Source organism: Cellulosimicrobium sp. MI9406 (genome assembly GCF_040595865.1).
Taxonomy (GTDB): domain Bacteria; phylum Actinomycetota; class Actinomycetes; order Actinomycetales; family Cellulomonadaceae; genus Cellulosimicrobium; species Cellulosimicrobium funkei.
The window spans coordinates 360,244-380,545 of the sequence record NZ_JALIZI010000005.1 but is presented as its reverse complement, the minus strand read 5'-3'; the positions used below and the strand labels follow the sequence as shown (position 1 = coordinate 380,545).

Genomic DNA, 20,302 nt, shown 5'->3' with positions numbered 1-20,302 from the left:
AGCCCGCCACGCCGTCGTCGGGCACCACCACCTGCGAACCGGAAGGACCACGATGATCGAGCTGAGGACCCCGCGGGAGATCGAGCAGATGCGGCCCGCCGGACGGTTCGTCGCCGACGTCCTCACCACGGTGCGCGCCGCCACGAAGGTCGGGACGAACCTGCTCGAGCTCGACGAGGTCGCGCACCGGATGATCCGCGACCGCGGGGCCGAGTCCTGCTACATCGACTACCACCCGTCGTTCGGCGCGAGCCCCTTCGGCAAGGTGATCTGCACGTCCGTGAACGACGCCGTGCTGCACGGCCTCCCCCACGACTACGCGCTGCGCGACGGCGACCTGCTGAGCATCGACTTCGCCGCCTCCGTCGACGGGTGGGTCGCGGACTCGGCGCTGTCGTTCGTCGTCGGCACGCCGCGCGCGGGCGCGCTCGGCGAGGCGGACGCCCGGCTCATCCAGACGACCGAGCGCGCGCTCGAGGCGGGCATCGCCGCCGCGCAGCCGGGCAAGAAGGTGGGCGACATCTCCGCGGCCATCGCCGACGTCGCGCACGCCGCGGGCTACTCGGTGAACACCGACTTCGGCGGGCACGGCGTCGGCCGCACCATGCACGGCGAGCCCCACATCCCCAACGACGGCCGCCGCAAGCGCGGGTTCCCGCTCAAGCCCGGCCTCGTCATCGCGATCGAGCCCTGGTTCCTCGAGACCACCGACGAGATCTACACCGACCCCGACGGCTGGACCCTCCGCTCCGCCGACGGGTCGCGCGGCGCGCACAGCGAGCACACCGTCGCGATCACCGAGGACGGCCCCGTCGTGCTCACCGCGCGCGAGCCCCGCGACTGACCGTCCCCGAGGGAGAGCCCCGGTACCGCGAGGTAGCGCCGATCGAAGAGGATGGAGGGATGACGCACGACGCTCACGGACGCGACCTCGCCCGAGGCTCCGGGGAGGCGCGGACCACGGTGGCCGGCCGCCCCCGCGACGCTCGGCGGCGGCGAGCCGCTGCCCGCCTCACCGGCGGTCTCGCCGTCTCCGTCGTGCTCGCCGGGTGCGCACCAGGCACGGTCGACACCGACACCACCGAGAGCGTCGCGGTGGTCGAGGACTTCTTCGCGAGCCTGGAGGCCGGGAGGGCGAGCGACGCCGCGGCGCTCACCACGATCGACCTCGACGAGGACCTCGTCGACGACGACTTCTACCGTGCTTCCGTGGCTCGGCCCACCGACGCGCGCGTGGTGACGTCCTCCGGCTCGTCGGCCGGCGCGAGCGTGACGGTCGAGTTCACCCTCGACGGCGTCGACGGCCCCGTGAGCCTGGAGGTCCGGACGACCCGCGACGGCGACCGCACGACGATCAGCGACCTGGGCACCGCCGACACGATCGGTGCGGGTCAGCCGGTGTCCGGCACGCTGACGGTCAACGGCCAGGTCGAGTACCCAGCGGCAGAGCTCACCCCCGTCACGTTGCTCCCCGGTGCCTATGCCGTCGAGTACACCGACCCGACCGGTCTCCTCGAAGGATTGCGACGCGGCTCGTCGTTCACGGCCTACGTGCCCGACGTCGTCCGGGAGGACGGGGTCGTGGCCGAGGGCTTCGCGTTCACCCCGACCTTGCGGCCCGACGTCGAGCCGGGGGTGGAGGAGGCGATCGAGGGTCTGCGGGCCGCCTGCGAGGACGAGAGTCTCACCGGTCCGTCGTGCCCGTCGGAGCTCGTCGAGAACGCACGCGAGACCTCCCGCACGGAGTGGTTCGCCGAGCCCGGGCCAGAGATCCGGTACGTCGACGGGGCGTACGAGGCGACGGCGGAGTACACCGTCCTGCTCTGGGACGACGGCGACCTGCCGGTCGAGGTGCGCGCCTCGTACACCGGGACCGTCGCGCGCGACGCGGCGGGGAAGGTCACCTTCACCCGACCCTGAGGCGTGCGGCCCCGGTCGGGCGCCTCTCCCTCGGCGCCCGGGCGGCTACCGCGCGGGCAGGAGGCTCTGCAGGACGCGCGCCGCGCCGTCGTCCTCGATGGTGCCCGTCACCTCGTCGGCCGCCGCCTGCACGACGTCGTCCGCGTGGCCCATCGCGACGCCGAGGGCCGCCCAGCGGAGCATCTCGACGTCGTTGCGCCCGTCGCCGACGGCCACGGTCCGGTGCGGCTGGACGTGCAGGGTGCGACGCACGAGCTCCAGGCCGGTCGCCTTCGTGACGCCGAGGGGCGCGAGGTCCATCCACGCCGTCCAGCCCACGGCGTACGTGACGTCGTCGAGGCCGAGCCGCTCCACGAGCTCGTGGAACTGCTCGCTCGTCGACCCCAGCGCCCGCACGACGACGCGCGTCACCTCGCCGGACCACAGCTCGTCGAACTCGACGACGCGGTGCACGCCGTCGAGCTCGCCGTCGGGGAAGAGCTCGTTCATGCGGAACCCGACGCCGACGTCCTCGACGGCGTACCGCGCGTCGGGCAGGTGCTCGCGCAGGAGCCGCAGGGCCGGGCCCGGGTCGAACGTCACGACGTCCTCGAGGACGTACCCGTCGGGCTCGTCGGGGTCCAGCCGCGCGGTCACGGCGCCGTTGGACGCGACGACCCAGCCGCGGTCGATCCCGAGGATCTCCGCGACGGGCGTCATCGCGATGAGCGACCGGCCCGACGCGAGCACCACGTGGTGCCCCGCGGCGCGCAGGTCCGCGACGGCGTCGCGCACGTCCTCCGACAGCTCCTGGTCGTAGGACATGAGCGTGCCGTCGATGTCGAGCGCGACGAGCAGCGGCTCGGCCGCATCGGTGGTCTCCCGGGGGTCCGTCACGCCACCACCGGCTCGAGGACCTCGAGGCCACCGAGGTACGGCCGCAGCCCCTCGGGCACGCGGACCGACCCGTCGGGCTGCTGGTGGTTCTCGAGGATCGCGACGATCCAGCGCGTCGTGCCGAGGGTGCCGTTCAGCGTGGCGACGGTCCGCGTCTCCGTCTTTCCGTCCGCCTCGACCCGCTCGCGGACGTTGAGGCGGCGCGCCTGGAACGTCGTGCAGTTCGACGTCGACGTGAGCTCCAGGTAGCGCTGCTGGGTGGGCAGCCACGCCTCGCAGTCGAACTTGCGCGCGGCGCTCGACCCGAGGTCGCCCGCCGCGGTGTCGATGACGCGGTACGGCAGGTCGACGAGGCGCAGCATCTGCTCCTCCCAGCCGAGCAGGCGCTGGTGCTCCGCGGCGGCGTCGGCCGGGTCGCAGTAGGAGAACATCTCGACCTTGTGGAACTGGTGCACGCGGATGATGCCGCGCACGTCCTTGCCGTGCGAGCCGGCCTCGCGGCGGTAGCACGCGCTCCACCCGGCGTACCGCAGCGGGCCGCCCGACAGGTCGACGATCTCGTTCGCGTGGTAGCCCGCGAGCGCGACCTCGCTCGTGCCGACGAGGTAGAGGTCGTCCTTCTCCAGGCGGTAGATCTCGTCCGCGTGCGCGCCGAGGAACCCGGTGCCCTGCATGACCTCGGGCCGCACGAGGGTCGGCGTGATGACGGGCGTGAAGCCCGCCGCGACCGCCGTGTCCATCGCCGCGTTGAGCAGCGCGAGCTCGAGGCGCGCGCCCACGCCCGTGAGGTAGTAGAACCGGGCGCCCGAGACCTTCGCGCCGCGCTCGGTGTCGATCGCACGCAGGCCCTCGCCCAGCTCCAGGTGGTCGCGCGGCGTGAACCCCTCCGCCGCGAAGTCACGGATCGTGCCCTCCTCGCGCAGCACGACGTAGTCGTCCTCGCCGCCGGGAGGCGCCCCCTCGACGACGTTCGAGATGCGGAACAGCAGCCCGCGCAGCTCCTCCGACGCGGCGTCGGCGTCGGCCTGGCGCGCCTTGACGTCGGCGGCGAGCTGCTTGGTGCGCGCGAGCAGCTCCTGCTTCTCCTCCCCCTGCGCCTGCGCGACCTGCTTGCCGAGGGACTTCTGCTCGGCACGCAGGCTCTCGAACTCGCTCAGCGCGGCGCGGTGGCGCGCGTCGGCGTCGAGGGCGGCGTCCACCAGCGCGGGGTCGTCACCACGGGTGACCTGGCTGGCACGGACGATGTCGGGGTTGTCGCGCAGGAGGCGGAGGTCGATCACGCCAGCAGCCTAACGAACCCCGCGGCGCAGCGGTCGTGGTCCTCCACAGGCGGAGGTCGATCACGCCAGCAGCCTCACGAACCCGGCGGTGCGGCGGTCGTGGTCCTCCACAGCCACGACCCCGATACGGTGTCGCCATGGCCTGGACCCTCTGGGTCGCGATCGCGGCGCTCGCCGTCGCCGTCGTGGCCCTCGTCGTCGCGCTAGGGCTGCGCGCCCAGCAGTCGCGCCTGCGGCGCGCGCACGGCGGGGATCTCCCCGTCGAGGAGACGCCCCCCGACGACGACCCGCGCGAGCTCGTCGCGTTCGTCGCCAACCCGTCGAAGCCCGACGTCGTCGGGCTGGAGGCCGTGGTGCGCCGCGCCTTCGCCGACGCCGCGCTCCCGGACCCGCTGTGGTTCGAGACGACGGTCGCCGACCCGGGCGTCGGGCAGACCCGTGCCGCGCTCGCCGAGGGGGCGGACGTCGTCGTCGCCGTGGGCGGGGACGGCACCGTGCGGGCGGTCGCGGAGGGCATGGTCGGCAGCGGCCGCACGATGGGCCTCGTGCCCGTCGGCACCGGCAACCTTCTCGCGCGCAACCTCGACCTGCCCGTGGGCGACGCTCGCGCGGCGCTCGCCGTCGTGATCGCGGGGTCGGACCGCCCGATCGACGTCGGCTGGGTCACGGTCCTGCGGTACGCGGACCCTGCGGGCCCCGGGGACGTGGAGGGCACGACCCTCGACCCCGTCCGGGAGCCCGGCAAGGAGCACATCTTCCTCGTCATCGCGGGCCTCGGGTTCGACGCCGCGATGGTCGCCGACGCCGACGACGAGCTCAAGGCCAAGGTCGGCTGGGTCGCGTACTTCGTCGCCGGGATCCGCCACCTGCACGGCCGGCGCATGCGGGCCCGCATCCAGCTCGACGACTCACCGCCCGTCGACGCGCGGCTGCGCTCCATCATGATCGGCAACTGCGGGCGGCTCCCCGGCGGCATCACGCTCCTGCCCGACGCCGTGATCGACGACGGCGTGCTCGACGTCGCCGCGGTCGACACGCGCGGCGGCGTCGTGGGGTGGGCGCAGCTCTTCGGCGAGGTCGTCATGCAGGGCCTCGGCGTGCGGAACGACCTGCCCGCCAAGATCGGGCGCATCGACCACGCGCGCGCCCGGCAGGTCCGGGTGCGCGTCGAGGAGGGCGAGCAGGCGCAGGTCGACGGCGACGTGCTGGGCCTCGCCGTCGAGATCGAGACGCGCGTCGACCCCGGTGCCCTCGTGGTGCGCACGGCCTGACGCGCGGCGGCGGGCGACAGGCCCGGTCCGCGGTCGGCGCCGCGGTCGGTCCACGCGGTCGGTCCACGCGGTCAGTCCGCGCGGGCCGTCTCCGCGTCGATCGCCGACCGCATGACGGCCGCCGGCGGGACGACCCGCTCCCCGCCGACGCGGGTGAGGCCCGCGAGGCCGACGCCGACCATGAGCAGCCGTCCCGCGGCCTCCCGACGTCGCGCGTCGCCGCGGTCGCCGAGGACGTCCGCCAGGACGTCGGTCAGGAGCCCGAGCGTCTCCACGTACGCCCGCGCGACGGCGGGCCGCAGCTGCGCGTGCGCCCCGGCCTCCGCCCACCGGGCGAGCGCCTGGCCGTCACCGTCGGGCCCGAGCAGGTCCTCGAAGAAGAGCTCGAGCGCGGCACGGGCGGAGCGGCCGCGGGCAGCCTCCTCGAAGGCGCCGATCTCGACGTCGGCGTACCGCCGCCACGCCTCGGCGACGAGCTCGTCGGTCGACGCGAAGTGGTGGTGGATCTGCCCGGGTGACCCGCCGAGCTCGTCGGCGACGACGCGCGCGGTGACGGCGCCGAGCCCGTCGCGGCGCACGACGGCCGCCGCTGCCGCGACGATGGAGTCCCGACGCTCCGCGCGCGGCAGGTAGGCCATCAACGACTCCTCGTCCGCGCCGTCGGGGCGCCGGCGGTCAGGGTGTGCAGGAACGCGACGGTACGCGCACGCAGGCCCTCCCGACGAGTCCGCACGACCTCGTCGGGAGGGGGGTCGAGCGGACCGCCGGACCGGACGGTCCGGACGTTGCGATGGCAGTCGAGGTCGGTGCACAGCAGGAGGCCCACGCTGCTGAGCCGCTTCCGCGGGTCGCGCGACGGCCGGTGCGCCGCGAACAGCGCGACCTCGTTGAAGCGCCGCGAGAAGCGGCACAGGGCGCACATCACGGCGCGCGACCCGGCCTCGGCGTGGCTCGGGCTCTGGCGCAGGAGCGCCCCGACCGCGCGCCCGTCGACGTCCGCGACGAGGAACGCGCGGGAGGGCGCGCGCGGGTCGCGCCACCCGAGGTAGTCGAGCTCCTCCCAGCGCAGCGCGTCGAAGTGGCCGGGCAGGCGGACCTTCCCCTCCGCCGGGTCGACGTTGACGATCGCGGACCGCGCCTCGGCGCGGGTCAGCGCACGCACCGTCGCTCCTTCAACTTGTACATGGATACAATTTGTACACGTTCCCAAGTCTGCCCGTCCAGAAGATTGCGCGCAGCCCCCGTGGAGGCCGCGTGAGCGTCGCGCGCGGACCTGCGCGGACGCGGCCGGGGCGGTCGGGGGCGGCGCGTCGCGCCCCCGTAGGCTGGTCCGGTGACGTTCCCGGCCGCCGCGCTCCCCCCTGCCCGCACCCAGCCCGTCCGCCGGGACCGGGGCCTCGGGCGGCGGACGGCGGCGCTCGCCACCGCCGTCGCGCTGCTGCTGACGCTCCTCGCGACGGCGGGCCCGGCAACGGCGACCACCGCGGCGGCGACGACCGGGGCGCCCCCGGCGGTCGCGTCGGGAGGCCCGGGCACAGCGGCCGGCGTCGCCGAGACCGCGAGCCCGCTCGCCGCCGCGCCGACGCACGACCCGCGGCCCGTCGTCCTGGTCGCGGTGGCCGGCCTGTACTGGAGCGACGTCTCCCCCACCGCGACGCCCACGCTGTGGTCGATGATCCGGACGGGGTCCGTCGCGTCGCTCAACCTCGGGCGCACGGTGTGCACGACCGACGCGTGGCTCACGCTGTCGGCGGGGCGCATGGTCTCGGCCCAGACGGCGGAGCAGCCCGCGGAGCCGCTCCCCGCCGACGCCGAGGAGCCGGCGAGCGGCTGCCTCCCCGTGCCCGTGCCCGCCGTCGCGACGACCGGCACGACCACGCCCGACGCACGCCCCGCGGACGTCCCCGGCTGGGCCGTCCTCACGGCGCCTGCCACGGAGGAGACGCCCGCGCAGGCGGCACGGCACGACCCCGGGACCGCCGCAGCCCGGATCGCCGGGACGGGCGTCTGCACGACCGCCGTCGGGCCGGGTGCCGCGGTGATGCTCGCAGACGCCGTCGGTCACGTCGAGCGGTACACGCCCTCGCTCGCCGCCCTCCCCGCCGGCGGCCTCGACGCGTGCGACGTGACGGTCGTCGACCAGGGCGAGATCGTCGACTCGGCCACCGGGCGCGGGGAGAGCCTCGACGAGCTCGACGAGGCCCTCGCCCGGATCATGGACGAGGTCGATCGGGGCACGCGCGTCGTCGTGGCCGGCGTGTCCGCCGGACCGGTCGGCGAGACGGGGCTCCAGGTCGTCGTCGACTGGCGCAAGGGGCAGCCGACGAGCCGGTGGCTCCACTCGCCGAGCACGCAGAAGGACGGCATCGTCCAGCTCACCGACCTGACGGCGACCGTCGTGGAGTCGGCGGGCGGCAGCACCGAGGGGCTCGAGGGCGCCGCGCTCGAGCAGGGCGAGGTCCGGCGCATGGACGTGGCCCGGACGGTCGAGAACCGGCAGTACCTCAACGTCCTCACGAGCACCATCCCCACGCTCTACCCCGTGCTCGTGGGCCTCCTCGTCGCCACCCTGGTCGTCGCGCTCGGCGGCGTCCTGTGGGCGCGCCGCGCCGCCGTCCGCCGCGGCCGCGAGCCCGGCCCGGGGCCGCGCGGCCTGCGCGTGCTCTCCGCCGTGCTCATGGTGGTCGCGGCGGCTCCCGTCGCGGCGTCGCTCGCGAGCCTGTCCCGCTGGTGGGTGTGGAGCGCGCCCGCCCCGGCGCTCACGCTGGCGCTCGCGGTGAGCGCGGTCGTCGTCGCCCTCGTCGCGTGGGTCGTCTCACGTCTCCTCCCGCGGCGCCCCTGGGCGCTGCCGTCGGCCCTCGCGGGGGTGACGTGGCTCGTGCTCACCGTCGACGGCGCGACCGGCACGACGCTCCAGCAGGCGTCCCTGCTCGGGACGTCCGCCGTCGTGGGCTTCACGCGCTTCTACGGCTTCAACAACGTGACCTTCGCCGTGTACGCCGTCGCCGCCCTCGTGCTGGCGGGCGGCCTCGCGTCGGCCGCGACCGCCCGCGGACGACGCCGGCTCGCGGCCTGGTCCGTCGTCGCCGTCGGGGTCGTCACGGTCGTCATCGACGGCTGGCCCGCGTTCGGCGCCGACTTCGGCGGCATCCTCGCCCTCGTCCCCGCGTTCGCCGTCCTCGCGCTCCTCGTGGGCCGCATCCGCATCACGTGGCTGCGCGCGCTCGTCGTCGCGCTCGCGACGGTGCTCGTGGTCGTGGTCGTCGCGGTCGTCGACTGGCTGCTGCCGGGCGGGCGGTCCCACCTCGGCGGGTTCGTCCAGTCCGTCGTGGACGGCGCCGCGCTCGACGTGATCGGCCGCAAGGCGCTCGGCGCGTGGGCGACCCTCGCGAACCCGCTCGGCGCGGTCGCCGCGGTGCTGGTGGTCCTGGTGGCCGTCGCCGTGCTGCGCCCCGAGCGCTTCCGCCTCCCGGAGGTCGCGCGGGCCTACGAGATTTGGCCCGTGCTGCGCCCGCTCGTCGTCGCGCTCGTCGTCGTCGCGGGCGTCGGCTCCGTCCTCAACGACTCGGGCGTCATCATCGCCGTCATGGTCGTGGTGGTCGCGACCGCGATGATCGTCCCGGGGTTCCTCGCGCGGCCCGCTCCCCGGCAGATCGCGGGAGCCGTTCCCGAGCCGGGGATCCGGCGCATGCCGACGATGCTCGCGACGGTGGGGGGCGGGCTCCTGCTCGTCGTCCTGCTCGCCGCCACGGTGCTCGCCTCGACGGGGCTCCGACCGGCGGCCAGCGCCGCCCCGGCGGGCGGCGAGGCGTCGGTGACCCGCTCCGACGCGATCGCGACGGACCGGCCGGTCGTCGTCGTCGGGACCACGGGCGTCACGTGGAGCGACGTCACGTCGTCCGCCACGCCGACCCTCCACGCCCTGCTCACCGACGGCGCGGGCGCCGGCGGCGTCTCCCAGCCCACGGGCGCGGCGAGCCGCTGCACCGTCGGCGGCTGGCTCGCGCTCTCCGCGGGGCAGCTCGCCGAGGTCGCGACCGAGCGCGCGCCCGACGGCGCGTGGGCGTGCCCGACGGCGCAGCCCGCCCCCGACGGCGCGGACGGGGCGCAGGTCGAGGGTTGGGACGACCTGGTCGCGCTCCAGCGCGGCTCGGGCTACCAGGCGCGCCTCGGCGTCCTCGGCGACGCGCTCGCCGCGGCCGGCGCCGACGGCGCGGTGTGCGCGACGGCGGTGGGCCCCGGCGCGGCGGTCGCGCTCGCGGACTCCGCGGGCCAGGTCGCGCGCTACCGGGACCTCGCGGACGCGACCGCACCCGGCTCCGACGCGTTCGCGTGCCCCGTGACCGTCGTCGACGCGGGCGACGCGACCCCGCCGGTCGTCGACCCCGACCTCCCGGCGGACGAGCGCGCCACGCTGCGCAGCACCCTGCGCGCCGACCGCCTCACCGCGGTCGACGCGACCGTCGGCGCCGTGCTCGACGCCGCTCCGAGCGGCACGACCGTGCTCGTCGTGGACGTCGCCGGGACGCCCGGCACGCGGCCCGCGCTCGGCACGACGCTCGTGCGCCCGTCGTCCGACGGCCCCGACCAGTCGCGCTACCTGACGAGCGCCGCCACCCGGACCGACGGCGTCGCGCGCGTGCTCGACGTCCCCGCGACGGTGCTCGACGCCGCGGGCGCCGCCACGCCGGCGCGGATCCAGGACACCCCCCTGGCCTGGGGCTCGCCGCGCCCGGCCGACGCGACGTCGACCGCCGACGCCCTCGCCGATCTCACGACCCGCGACCACGTGCGCCGCGCCGTCTACACCGCGTTCGTCGACGTGCCGCTCTACGCGGGGCTCGTGATCGCCGGGCTCTGCCTCCTGCTCGCGCCGCGCGCCGCGCGCGCGACGGGCGACCGTGCGCGCGCCCGCTGGGCGCGGGCGGCGCACTGGGCCCGCGGGTCCGCGCTCGTCGTCGCCGCGGTGCCCACCGCCGCCTTCCTCGTGTCGCTCACGGGCTGGTGGCGGTTCGGGAACCAGACCCTCGCGATCGTCGTCTCCACGGTCCTCGCGACGGCGGCCGTCGCCGGCCTGGGCGCGCTCGCCCCGCGTCGGCCGGTGTGGCTCGGGCCCGGGATCGTCGCGGGCATCACGTTCGCCGTGCTCACGCTCGACGCGCTCGTCGGCACCCCGCTCAACCGGGCGAGCCCGCTCGGCTCGGCACCCACGTTCGGCGCCCGGTTCTACGGGTTCGGGAACCCGACGTTCTCCGTGTACGCGGTCGCGGCGCTCGTCGTCGCCGCGGCGCTCGCGCAGTGGCTCGTCGCACGCGGCCACCGGTACGCCGCCGCGGCGACGGTGGGCGTCATCGGCCTCGTGACGATGGTCGTGGACGTGTGGCCGACGCTCGGCGCCGACCTGGGCGGCGGCCTCGTCGTCGTGCCCGCGTTCGCGGTGCTGGGCCTCGCCGCCTCGGGCGCGCGCGTCACGTGGCGCCGCTTCCTGCTCGTCGCCACGGCGGGCGTCGCGCTCGTCGCCGCCGTCGGCGTGCTCGACTGGCTGCGCCCGGCCGACGAGCGCTCGCACCTGGGCCGGTTCGTCGGGCAGGTCGTCGACGGGTCGGCGTGGGAGACGCTGCTGCGCAAGGCGGGCTACGCGGCACGGTCCGTGCTCGGCGGGGTGCCGGTGTGGCTGACGATCGCCGTGCTCGTCGCGGCCGCGCTGCTGCTGTTCTGGCCCCGACGCTTCACGCCGCGCTGGTTCGCGCGGACGGAGGCCGCGTGGCCGCTGGTGCGCCCGACCCTGCTGGCCCTGTGGATCGTGGCCGTCGCGGGCTCCCTCGTCAACGACTTCGGCGTGCGGATCGCGCTCATCGCGCTCATCCCGGCGGTGCCGCTGCTCACCGTCGCCGCGCTCCACGCGGCGGACGAGGCCGACGGCACGGCCGAGGGCGAGCGCGAGGACCCGGACGAGCGCACCGGGGCGGACTCCGCGTCGCGCGTCGAGAGCGCCGCGTCGTGACGCGCTAGACGAGCACGAGCTCCGTGCCGCCCGTGGCGTGGTCACCGAGGGCGACGCTCCGGATCGCCGGGTCCTCGTAGGTGTTCCAGTAGTACGTCGAGGTGCGGGACGAGAAGAGCCCGGTGTACACCGTGATCTCGAACTCGCCCGACCCCATCGCGGCGCAGCCGTCGACCATCGCGACCTGCTGCAGCGTGTGGAAGGCGCGGCTGACGTTCTCCTCCTCGGTGCCCTTCGTCGGGTAGTGGGAGTTGACGTACGCGGCCCGGACGAACCGGGACGGCGAGTAGTAGTCGCCGGGGACGCCGCGCATGTGCGAGCCCGAGCCGAACGGGGCGAGGTGGGCCCGGCCCACGACCGTGTCCTCGGGGAAGTCGGGCGAGACGTTGAGGTAGTTGCGCAGGTTCTCGTGGTGCCAGTCGAACCCGGGCTGGTTCGTGAGCACGTCGACGTCGTCCTGGAACACGTGCAGGCCGTCCGCCGTGTGCTCGAGCACGATCGCGCGCTGCGCGTCGGCGACGATCCAGTGCAGCATCGAGCTGGGGTACTTCTCGTTGATGGGCCGGTCGACGACCACCACGTCCGCCAGGGCCGCCTCCACCTCGTCCACGCTCGCGAACTGCGCGCACACCCACAGCGGGAGCTCGAACGCGGCGACGTTGACCGCGCCGTCGACCGGCCCGGGCGCGTAGGCCGCGTAGCCCGGGAAGTTGAGCCCCGCGACGGCCAGGCCCGCGTCGTTGCCGCAGTCGAAGTAGAGCGGGGTGTCCTCCTCCACGATGCCCATGCCGATGACCGCGTGCTCGATCGCGCGCACGGCACCGAACGGCGAGCGTGGCGCGTAGCCCGTGGGCGTCACCACGACCTGCTGCCCGTAGCCGCTCGTCCAGTCGAGGTTGCGTGCCAGGTACACGCTGCCCTGGTCGTCCGAGAACCTGATCCCTGTGCACATCGCGCTGCCCCCGTCGTCGTCGGCGCGGCACGCGGGACCGCGCGCCGCCGGGTCACGACGTCGTGCCCCGTCCTCCCATGGTGCGTCCGGGCACCGATCGGGGCCACCGGCCGGGGCGCTGCTCAGGGCTGCAGGTAGACGGCGATGTGCTCCTCGACCGCCCGCTCCGCGCGGTCCGGGTCGGCCGACCGCAGCGCCGCGAGCAGGTCCCGGTGCTGCTCGACGACGGCGTGCGGGTCCTCGTGGTGCGGCGCGTCGCGGACGAAGTACGCGCGGACGCGCGGCTGGATGAGCCGCCAGATCTGCAGCGACTGCGTGTGGCTCGCGGCGGCGATCACCGCCTCGTGGAACTCGAGGTCGAGGTCGGCGAGGCGACGGGCGTCGAGCGGGTCCGCCGCGCGCTCCATCGCCGCCACCGTGCGGTCGAGCGCGTCCAGGAGCGCGGGGTCCTGCGCACGCGCCGCCGAGCGGAACGCGACCTTCTCGATGACGGTCCGCACCGGGACGAGGATCTCGGCGATCTCCTCCTGGGAGATGTCCACCACGACGGCGCCGCGGTACGGGTGGGAGACGACGAGCCCTTCCTGCTCGAGCACCATGATCGCCTCGCGCACCGGGCCGCGGCTGATGCCGTAGGCGGCGGAGAGGTCGCGCTCGACGAGGCGGTCCCCGGCGGCCAGGTCGCCGGAGGCGATGCGTTCGCGCAGGTGGCGCAGGACCCAGTCGCGCCGGGACTCGGGCGGCGATGCGGGCAGGACGGGCACGACGGCGACCTCTCACTCGGGAGGGCTCTACCCTAGTGGGTGGCCGATGGTTGACCATCTACCATCGAGCGACCTAGAGTCGCGGTCCACGGCACCGACGAGAGGACACCCATGAGGATCACCGCCATCACCGCCGCCGGGCTGCGCGGCGCCACCCCCGAGGGCGGCTGGCAGGAGGAGCTGCGGCAGGACGACGTCGTGCACACCCTCGTCGCCGTCCACACCGACGAGGGTCTCGTCGGCGTCGGCAGCGTGTTCACCACCGAGGACCTCGTGCGCGGCGCGCTCGACGTCCTGCGGCCCCTGCTCCTGGGGGCGAACGCGCTGGAGCCCGAGCGCACGAGCGAGCGCCTGCACCGCACGACGTTCTGGATGGGCCGCGGCGGGTCGATCACGCACGCGATCAGCGGCGTCGACACCGCGCTGTGGGACCTCCTCGGCCAGGCGACGGGCCAGCCCGTCGGGCGCCTCCTCGGTGGGCGGTACCGCGACCGGGTGCGCCCGTACGCGTCCCTGCTCATGGACCAGCCCGACGCGCTGCGCGACCACCTCACCGCGCTGCGCGCCGAGGGGTGGACCGCGTTCAAGATCGGCTGGGGTCCCTTCGGCCGGGTCGACGAGCGGCTCGACGAGCGCATCGTCGCCGCGGCGCGCGACGCCGTCGGCCCCGACGCGATGCTCATGGTCGACGCGGGCGGCAGCGACAGCGCGTGGAGCCAGGGCTACAAGTGGGCCCTGCGCACCGCGCGCATGCTCGACGCGTACGGCGTCGCGTGGTTCGAGGAGCCGCTCCCGCCGGACGCGATCGAGGACTACACGCACCTGCGCCGGCGCTCGCCCGTGCCGATCTCGGGCGGCGAGGTGCTCACGCGTCGGCAGGCGTTCCAGCCGTGGATCGAGGGCGGCGCCCTCGACATCGTGCAGCCCGACGTCACGAAGGTCGGCGGGACGAGCGAGCTGCGGCGCATCGCGTGGTCCGCGCACGACCACGGCGTCAAGCTCGTGCCGCACGGGTGGAACACCGCCGTCGGGCTCGCCACGGACCTCCAGCTCGCCTCCGCCCTGCCGGACACGGACCTCGTCGAGTACGTCACCGGCTCGCCCTACATCGACGACCTGACGACCGACCGCTGGACGCTCGACGCGGACGGGATGCTCCCGATCCCGGACGGCCCGGGCCTCGGCATCACGCTCGACCGCGACCGCCTCGCGCGCTACTGCGACGTCGACGCGCTGCTCGGGAGCGCGTCGTGAGCCCGCGGTCGCTCGTCGTGACGGGCGCGGCGTCGGGGATCGGCCGCGCGGTCGCCGTGGGCGCGGCGCGCGACGGCTGGTTCGTGCACGTGCTCGACCTCGACCCCGACGGCGCCGCGGCCACCGTGGACCTCGCCCGGCAGGCGGGCGGGGACGGGCGCGCGCACGTGCTCGACGTGACCGACGCCGCCGCCGTCGCGGCGGCGGTCGGGACGGTCGCGGAATCCGGACCGCCGCTGCGCGGCCTCTTCGCGGGCGCCGGGATCGACGTGGGCGGGGCGGCGCACGAGCTCGACCCGGCCACGTGGCGCCGCGTGCTCGACGTCAACGTGACGGGCACGTTCCTCGTCGTGCGCGAGGTGCTGCGCGCGATGATCGACGGCGACGGCGGGAGCGTCGTGCTGTGCAGCTCGCCCGCCGCGACGGTCGGCTTCGCGGCCGGGGGCGCGACGGCGTACGGCGCCTCGAAGGGCGCGGTGTCGTCCATGGTCCGCACCCTCGCGGTCGACTACGCGCGCCACGGGGTCCGGGTGAACGCGATCGTCCCCGGCCCGACGGAGACCCCCCTCATGTGGGCCAACGTGCCCACCGACGAGATCGCCGCGACGCGCGCGCAGATCGAGCACGAGGTCCCGCTGGGTCGGCTCGCGCGGCCCGAGGAGATCGCCGAGCCCGTGCTCTGGCTGCTGTCGGACCGCTCGTCGTACACGACCGGGTCGCTCGTCGGGTGCGACGGCGGCGTCCTCGCCAAGTCGTCGATCAGCGTATGAGCGCGCCGGACGCCCCGGCACGTCGCCCCCGGGTCGGGGCGACGTGCTGGGCGATCGGCGACGGCTGGATCCCGCCGTACGGCACGGGCGACGACCCGACCCTCGCGAGCCACGAGAGCCTGTGCCTGCTCAACGCCGGCCCCGACGACGCGCGCGTCGAGATCCGGCTCTACTTCGCCGACCGCCCGCCGGCCGGCCCCTACGTCGCGGTGGTGCCCGCCGAGCGGGTGCGCCACGTGACGCTCAACGACCTCGACGACCCCGAGCCCGTGCCCCGCGGCACCGACTACTCGGCCGTCGTCGTCGCGTCGGCGCCGGTCGTCGTCCAGCACACGCGGCTCGACTCGCGGCAGGCCGCCAACGCCCTGTTCAGCACGATCGCCCACCCCGTCGACACCTTCCGAGAGGACCTCCGATGACGCAGACCTCCACCCCGACGACCGCCCGCCGGGGCACGCCGTGAACGCCGCGACGGGCCGGCTCGGCCACGGCGCCCTCACCCCGCTCGTCGTCGCGTCGACCGTCGGGGCGGCGCTGGGCGGGTTCATGTTCGGCTTCGACACGGCCGTGGTCAACGGCGCCGTCGACGCTCTCAAGGCCGAGCTCGGCGTCGGGAGCGCGCTCGTCGGGGTGATCGTCGCGAGCGCGCTCCTCGGCGCGGCCGTGGGCGCCTTCTCCGCGGGCACGATCGCGGACCGCTTCGGGCGACGGCGCCTCATGATGGTCGCCGGGACCCTGTTCGTCACCACGTCGGTGCTGTGCGCCGTCGCGCACGACGGCCCGACCCTCGCGCTGTGGCGCTTCCTGGGGGGCGTCGGGGTGGGGATGGCGTCCGTCGTCGCCCCGCTCTACATCGCCGAGATCGCCCCCGCCCGGCTGCGCGGGCGGCTCGCGACGGCGCAGCAGATGTCGATCGTCCTGGGCATCTTCGCCGCGCTCGTCTCGAACGCGTTCCTCGTCCGCGCGGCGGGCGGGGCCGAGGCGGAGTTGGCCCTCGGCCTGCCCGCCTGGCGGTGGATGTTCCTCGTCGCGGTCGTGCCGTCGCTCGCGTACGTGGTCGCGGCGGTCCTGCTGCCCGAGTCGCCGCGGTACCTCGTGATGCGCGGCGACCGGGACGGCGCCGCCCGCACGCTGCGCCGCCTCCACCGCGTCCCGGAGGGCGACGCGCTGCTGGGCGTCGCGACCATCGAGGGGACGCTCCACGAGGCGCGGCCGGCGTGGTCCCACCTGTTCTCCGGCCCGGGCCGCCTCAAGCCCATCGTCTGGCTGGGGATCGCGCTCGCCGCGCTCCAGGCGCTGGTCGGGATCGACGTCATCTTCTACTACTCGACGTCGCTCTGGGCGCAGGTGGGCTTCGGCGAGCAGCAGGCCTTCTGGCTCTCGGCCCTCACGTCGCTCGTCAACGTCGCGGCGACCGTCGTCGCGATCTTCCTCGTCGACCGCGTGGGTCGGCGTCGCCTGCTGCTCGTGGGGTCGGTGGGCATGACGGTCGCCCTGGCCGTCATGGCGACCGGGTTCGCCCAGGCGCAGCAGACCGCGGACGGCGTCGCGTTCGTCGACGCGTGGGGCGTCGTGACCCTGGTCGCGGCGAACGTCTTCGTCGTGGCCTTCGCCGTCTCGTGGGGTCCGGTGGTGTGGATCCTCGTCGGGGAGATGTTCCCCAACCTGCTGCGCGCCCGCGCCGCGTCGCTCGCCGCCGCCGCGAACTGGGCGGCGGGCATCGCCGTCAACCTCACGTTCCCCTCGCTCCGGGACCTGTCGCTCCCCGGCAGCTACGCCCTCTACGCGGTGTTCGCGGCGGCGTCGTTCGTGCTCGTGCTCCGCGCGCTGCCCGAGACGGCGAACCGCCCGCTCGAGGAGATGCGGGAGGACACCGCGTCGGGTGGACAGCAATCACTTTAGGAGTGTTAAAGTGATTGCATGATCCAGAACTCCATCACCCCGGAGCAGGCCCGTCGTCAGCTCGGCCAGGCGGAGGAGGTCGCCGCCCAGGCCCACCGCGCGACCCGCTGGTACCCCTGGCTCAGCGTCGGGCACGCCGTCGCCGCCCTCGCGTACACGATCGCGATCGACGCCCTCGACGCACCGTGGTGGCCCGCCACCACGGTGCTCGTGGTCGTCCTCGCGCTGCTGTGGTCCGCCGTCGCGCGGCACCACCGGACGGCGCCCCGGCACTGGGTGCGCGACATGGGCATCGCCCTCATCACCTGGGCGGTGCTGTACTTCGTGATGCTCGACCCGGCGCTCCAGCTCGTCGGCGCGACGTCGCCCGCCTGGTGGGTCGTCGCCGGCGTCGTCGCCGCGTCCCCGTTCGCGGCGTGCGCGTTCGCGAGCGCACGCCGGTGAGCCACCCGCGCAAGGGCCTGGACGCGCTCATCCACTCGCCCGTGCGCTTCTCGATCCTCGCCGCCCTGGCGAACGTCGAGAGCGCGGACTTCCGCTTCCTGGCCGACCTGGTCGAGCTGAGCGACTCGTCCCTCTCCCAGGCCCTCACCGCGCTCTCCGACGCGGGCCTCGTGGAGATCCGCAAGGAGGCCGCCGGACGCCGGACGCGCACGTGGGTCCGCATCAGCGACCGCGGGCTCGACGCGTTCCGGCAGCACGTGCGCACCCTCGAGCAGATCGCCCGCACCGGTGCGATCGAGCCCCAGCCCGACCCGACCCCGAGAGGCACCGCACCATGACGCCGACGTTCCGTCGAGCCACCGCCGCCGACGTCCCCGCCGCGGCCCGCACCCTCGCCGCCGCGTTCCACGACTACCCCTGGACCCGCTGGGCCGTCCCGGAGGACGACTACCCCGAGCGTCTCGCCGCGCTCCAGAAGATCTACCTCGAGCACGCCCTCGCGCACGGGATCGTGGTCGCCCACGACCCGGCGGACGCCGTCGTCGCGCTCATGCCGCCCGACGCCCCCGCTCCCCCCGATGACGTCCAGGAGCGCGTCGCCGCGCTGCACGGCCCGCGCCTGCAGGCCGTGGCCGCCGCCGAGCTCCCGCCGTCCCCGCCGGACGCGTGGACGCTCGCGACGGTGGGGGTCCTGCCGTCGCTCCAGGGCACCGGGCTCGGCAGCGCGGTGTGCCGGGCCGCCCTGCGCGACCCCGCCCTCGGGGACGCGCCCGTCGCGCTCGAGACCTCCGACGCGCGCAACGTCACCTTCTACGAGCGGCTGGGCTTCGTGCGCACCGCGACCACGCAGGTGCACGACGGTCCCGTCGTGCACGGCATGGTCCGCACGCCGACGCCCTGAGCGCCGCCTCGGTCAGTGGTCGCCCGCGCGCACGCGGTCGACGGCGGAGCGCATCTTGCGCGCGTTCACCGCGAGCAGCACGTCGCGGTACTGGGCGGCGCGGTGGAGCTGGCCCTTGAGGTCGTTCGACGACGCGCGGTGGCGCAGGTCGCACGGCACCTCGACCGCCACGTACCCCTTGCGGAGCAGGTCGATCGTCATGCCCGTCTCGACGCCCCAGCCGCGCGCGAGCGGCGTCGCGGCCTCGAACGCCTCGCGCGTGAGGCACCGCATCCCGGAGAGGGGCTGCGTCGGGGTCCACCCCGTGAGGGACTGGATCGCGCGGCGCGCGGCCCCCACGACGATCCCCCGGCCGCCCGCGCCCGGCTGCGGCGGGAGCAGCGCGATGGCGACGTCGGCGTACCCGTCGAGCACGGGCGCGACGAGCGGCGCGGTGTTCACCGCGGTCTCGCCGAGGTCGCCGTCGATGAAGAGCAGGAGGCGCGGCGGACGGTCGGCCGCGTCACGCATCGCGACGACGGCGGCGCCCGTCTCCATGGCCGCGGCCTTCCCGCGGTTGTGGGAGTGCCGCACGACGACGGCGCCCGCCTCGCGCGCGACGTGCTGGGTGTCGTCCTCGCTCCCGTCGTCGACGACGAGCACGAGGTCGACGTGCGGGATGGCCTTCGCGGCGCGCACGGTGGCGGCGATGCGGCGGGACTCGTCCTTCGCGGGGATGATCACCGCGACGCGCTGGCGGACGGCGCGACCCGTGCGTCCGTCGCCGGTCACGGGGCGCGGCGTGCGCGCCCGCGTGCCGGACGCCGACAGGTACGTCGGCGGCGTGCTCGCCGTGCTCGTGGGGGTACTCCCCGTGTTCTTCCCCGTATCGGTCGACCGATGGTCCGCGTTCACGCCGTCCAGCCTAGTAGTGCAAAGAGTTGGCCGCAGATGTGTCGTCGTTCCACCAGCGGATCCGCTCGGGATCTCCGCAGGTCGACCGGGCTGCGTTCCCAGGTCTCCCGGATCCTACTCGACGCGAGAGCCCGCCGACAGGGGCGTCGGCGGGCTCTCGGCGTGGTCGCGCTCCCGCGTCGTGCGCTCACGCGCGGGGGCTGCGGATCAGCCTGCTCCGGGTCAGCGGAGCGTGACCTGCCGGGACACGATGCCTGCGCGCGCACGGCGCTCGTTCGCGTCGAGCGGCTCCGTGACCGCGAGCGCCTCGGTGAGCCGCGCGTCGAGCTCCGCGACCGGGCCCTCGAGCTCGTCCGCCTCCGTGCCGCGGGGCAGCTCCCACACGGGGACGAGCAGGCCGCTCGACCGGAAGGCACCGACGAACTTGCCGCCCGCGAGACCGGACTCGCGCTTCGCGTGCAGGCGCGAGATCGCGTCGATGAGCGCGTCCTCCGGCTCGGGGCGGGCCCAGCGCAGGAACTCGCGCGACATGCGGCACCAGTACGCCGACTCGACGGCGTCGAGCTTGACGGTGGGCACCATCGACTCGGCCGCCTGGTCGAGCGAGGCGCGCAGGTCGGGCGTGATCTCCGCCGACGGGTCGAGCCAGAACGCGAAGTCCTCGTGCACCGTGACGTCGAACGGGACGGAGAGGTCGAGCACGTCCTGCAGGCGCGGGCCGGCGTCGGGCAGGGCGCTCGTCTCGATGGACGTGCCGGGCTCGGCGTCGATCGCCTCGAGGAGCGCGGCGGCGAGGTCGCGGCTCGTGTCGCCCGAGCCGGCGAGGGTCTGGACGGCGAGGAGGATCGCGCCGTCCTGGCGGTGCAGCGCGGCCCAGCCGGCGGGCAGGACCGTCACGACGAGGACGTCGCGCGCCCCGTGCTCGGCGGTCGTGCGCGCGGTCGCGGTGGCCGAGGGGACGACCTCGCGCATCGCGACCCAGTCGGTCTCGCCGGGGAGCCCCTCGAACGGGCGCAGCACGAAGTCGGGCGTGGTGTTCTTGGCCATGCGCGGCAGTCTACTGGCGCGGC

General features: G+C 75.2%; 19 protein-coding genes. 11 read left to right on the top strand and 8 right to left on the bottom strand.

The window, feature by feature from the left end; translation table 11 throughout:
• Nucleotides 1-52 precede the first annotated feature (52 nt).
• Both map and MT994_RS11950 read left to right on the top strand, forming a co-directional pair.
• The gene (gene map, locus MT994_RS11955) at nucleotides 53-844 is read left to right on the top strand and encodes a type I methionyl aminopeptidase (RefSeq protein ID WP_021482979.1); all 792 of its coding nucleotides are present in this window, start codon (nucleotides 53-55) and stop codon (nucleotides 842-844) included.
• Nucleotides 845-903: 59 nt separating this feature from the next.
• Entirely contained in the window at nucleotides 904-1,920 is a 1,017-nt protein-coding gene (locus MT994_RS11950) for a hypothetical protein (RefSeq protein ID WP_354806423.1), read from the top strand.
• 45 nt (nucleotides 1,921-1,965) lie between these two features.
• Here MT994_RS11950 and MT994_RS11945 read toward each other — a convergent pair whose 3' ends face one another.
• Nucleotides 1,966-2,796 (bottom strand): HAD family hydrolase, encoded by an 831-nt coding sequence (locus MT994_RS11945; protein WP_354806421.1) that lies wholly within the window; start codon nucleotides 2,794-2,796, stop codon nucleotides 1,966-1,968.
• Nucleotides 2,793-4,076 (bottom strand): serine--tRNA ligase, encoded by a 1,284-nt coding sequence (gene serS / locus MT994_RS11940; protein WP_144721340.1) that lies wholly within the window; start codon nucleotides 4,074-4,076, stop codon nucleotides 2,793-2,795. The genes MT994_RS11945 and serS overlap by 4 nt, the downstream gene beginning before the upstream one ends.
• Nucleotides 4,077-4,213: 137 nt before the next feature.
• Here serS and MT994_RS11935 point away from each other — a divergent pair, with 137 nt between their 5' ends.
• On the top strand, nucleotides 4,214-5,347 hold the full coding sequence (locus tag MT994_RS11935; protein WP_354806419.1) for a diacylglycerol kinase family protein: 1,134 nt from the start codon (nucleotides 4,214-4,216) through the stop codon (nucleotides 5,345-5,347).
• 71 nt (nucleotides 5,348-5,418) lie between these two features.
• On the opposite strand, the gene MT994_RS11930 is transcribed toward MT994_RS11935, so the two are convergent.
• Both MT994_RS11930 and MT994_RS11925 read right to left on the bottom strand, forming a co-directional pair.
• On the bottom strand, nucleotides 5,419-5,985 hold the full coding sequence (locus tag MT994_RS11930) for a TetR family transcriptional regulator (RefSeq protein WP_222123557.1): 567 nt from the start codon (nucleotides 5,983-5,985) through the stop codon (nucleotides 5,419-5,421).
• Nucleotides 5,985-6,509 carry an FBP domain-containing protein gene (locus tag MT994_RS11925; protein ID WP_354806418.1) on the bottom strand — a complete coding sequence of 175 codons (525 nt, stop codon included), beginning with the start codon at nucleotides 6,507-6,509 and terminating at the stop codon, nucleotides 5,985-5,987. Before MT994_RS11925 ends, MT994_RS11930 begins: the two co-directional genes overlap by 1 nt.
• A gap of 171 nt (nucleotides 6,510-6,680) precedes the next feature.
• Here MT994_RS11925 and MT994_RS11920 point away from each other — a divergent pair, with 171 nt between their 5' ends.
• Nucleotides 6,681-11,351, top strand: coding sequence for a hypothetical protein (locus tag MT994_RS11920; protein ID WP_354806417.1), 4,671 nt, complete (start codon nucleotides 6,681-6,683; stop codon nucleotides 11,349-11,351).
• Between the two features lie 4 nt (nucleotides 11,352-11,355).
• Here the strand turns inward: MT994_RS11920 and bsh are convergent, their stop codons facing one another.
• On the bottom strand, nucleotides 11,356-12,303 hold the full coding sequence (gene bsh, locus MT994_RS11915) for a choloylglycine hydrolase (protein WP_021482494.1): 948 nt from the start codon (nucleotides 12,301-12,303) through the stop codon (nucleotides 11,356-11,358).
• A gap of 122 nt (nucleotides 12,304-12,425) precedes the next feature.
• The gene (locus MT994_RS11910) at nucleotides 12,426-13,067 is read right to left on the bottom strand and encodes a GntR family transcriptional regulator (RefSeq protein ID WP_021482493.1); all 642 of its coding nucleotides are present in this window, start codon (nucleotides 13,065-13,067) and stop codon (nucleotides 12,426-12,428) included.
• A 111-nt stretch (nucleotides 13,068-13,178) separates the two neighbouring features.
• Between MT994_RS11910 and MT994_RS11905 the strand changes: the two genes are divergently transcribed.
• Genes MT994_RS11905 through MT994_RS11875 form a run of 7 tightly spaced genes read left to right on the top strand, consistent with a single transcriptional unit; the run spans nucleotide 13,179 to nucleotide 18,338 of the window.
• The gene (locus MT994_RS11905; RefSeq protein ID WP_061267215.1) at nucleotides 13,179-14,321 is read left to right on the top strand and encodes a mandelate racemase/muconate lactonizing enzyme family protein; all 1,143 of its coding nucleotides are present in this window, start codon (nucleotides 13,179-13,181) and stop codon (nucleotides 14,319-14,321) included.
• Nucleotides 14,318-15,091 carry an SDR family oxidoreductase gene (locus tag MT994_RS11900; protein ID WP_354806416.1) on the top strand — a complete coding sequence of 258 codons (774 nt, stop codon included), beginning with the start codon at nucleotides 14,318-14,320 and terminating at the stop codon, nucleotides 15,089-15,091. The genes MT994_RS11905 and MT994_RS11900 overlap by 4 nt, the downstream gene beginning before the upstream one ends.
• Complete coding sequence (locus MT994_RS11895; RefSeq protein ID WP_354806414.1) at nucleotides 15,088-15,510, top strand: sensory rhodopsin transducer; 423 nt, start codon at nucleotides 15,088-15,090, stop codon at nucleotides 15,508-15,510. The genes MT994_RS11900 and MT994_RS11895 overlap by 4 nt, the downstream gene beginning before the upstream one ends.
• A gap of 40 nt (nucleotides 15,511-15,550) precedes the next feature.
• Nucleotides 15,551-16,993: a sugar porter family MFS transporter gene (locus MT994_RS11890; RefSeq protein ID WP_354806413.1), complete on the top strand. Its 1,443-nt coding sequence runs from the start codon at nucleotides 15,551-15,553 to the stop codon at nucleotides 16,991-16,993.
• Nucleotides 16,994-17,011: 18 nt separating this feature from the next.
• Nucleotides 17,012-17,437 (top strand): hypothetical protein, encoded by a 426-nt coding sequence (locus MT994_RS11885; RefSeq protein WP_021482309.1) that lies wholly within the window; start codon nucleotides 17,012-17,014, stop codon nucleotides 17,435-17,437.
• The gene (locus MT994_RS11880; protein ID WP_021482310.1) at nucleotides 17,434-17,775 is read left to right on the top strand and encodes a transcriptional regulator; all 342 of its coding nucleotides are present in this window, start codon (nucleotides 17,434-17,436) and stop codon (nucleotides 17,773-17,775) included. The genes MT994_RS11885 and MT994_RS11880 overlap by 4 nt, the downstream gene beginning before the upstream one ends.
• Entirely contained in the window at nucleotides 17,772-18,338 is a 567-nt protein-coding gene (locus MT994_RS11875; RefSeq protein ID WP_354806412.1) for a GNAT family N-acetyltransferase, read from the top strand. Before MT994_RS11880 ends, MT994_RS11875 begins: the two co-directional genes overlap by 4 nt.
• A gap of 12 nt (nucleotides 18,339-18,350) precedes the next feature.
• On the opposite strand, the gene MT994_RS11870 is transcribed toward MT994_RS11875, so the two are convergent.
• Together MT994_RS11870 and MT994_RS11865 are read right to left on the bottom strand one after the other, a co-directional pair.
• Nucleotides 18,351-19,109, bottom strand: a complete 759-nt coding sequence (locus tag MT994_RS11870) for a glycosyltransferase family 2 protein (RefSeq protein WP_051028312.1) — start codon at nucleotides 19,107-19,109, stop codon at nucleotides 18,351-18,353.
• Between the two features lie 345 nt (nucleotides 19,110-19,454).
• Nucleotides 19,455-20,279: a DUF5926 family protein gene (locus MT994_RS11865; protein WP_061267219.1), complete on the bottom strand. Its 825-nt coding sequence runs from the start codon at nucleotides 20,277-20,279 to the stop codon at nucleotides 19,455-19,457.
• Nucleotides 20,280-20,302: the final 23 nt, after the last annotated feature.

Excerpts from the sequence above, each read along its gene's own strand:
- map (WP_021482979.1), top strand. The coding sequence starts at position 53 with ATGATCGAGCTGAGGACCCCGCGGGAGATCGAGCAGATGCGGCCCGCC.
- MT994_RS11950 (WP_354806423.1), top strand. The coding sequence starts at position 904 with ATGACGCACGACGCTCACGGACGCGACCTCGCCCGAGGCTCCGGGGAG.
- MT994_RS11935 (WP_354806419.1), top strand. The coding sequence starts at position 4,214 with ATGGCCTGGACCCTCTGGGTCGCGATCGCGGCGCTCGCCGTCGCCGTC.
- MT994_RS11930 (WP_222123557.1), bottom strand. The coding sequence starts at position 5,985 with ATGGCCTACCTGCCGCGCGCGGAGCGTCGGGACTCCATCGTCGCGGCA.
- bsh (WP_021482494.1), bottom strand. The coding sequence starts at position 12,303 with ATGTGCACAGGGATCAGGTTCTCGGACGACCAGGGCAGCGTGTACCTG.
- MT994_RS11905 (WP_061267215.1), top strand. The coding sequence starts at position 13,179 with ATGAGGATCACCGCCATCACCGCCGCCGGGCTGCGCGGCGCCACCCCC.
- MT994_RS11895 (WP_354806414.1), top strand. The coding sequence starts at position 15,088 with ATGAGCGCGCCGGACGCCCCGGCACGTCGCCCCCGGGTCGGGGCGACG.
- MT994_RS11885 (WP_021482309.1), top strand. The coding sequence starts at position 17,012 with ATGATCCAGAACTCCATCACCCCGGAGCAGGCCCGTCGTCAGCTCGGC.
- MT994_RS11875 (WP_354806412.1), top strand. The coding sequence starts at position 17,772 with ATGACGCCGACGTTCCGTCGAGCCACCGCCGCCGACGTCCCCGCCGCG.
- MT994_RS11865 (WP_061267219.1), bottom strand. The coding sequence starts at position 20,279 with ATGGCCAAGAACACCACGCCCGACTTCGTGCTGCGCCCGTTCGAGGGG.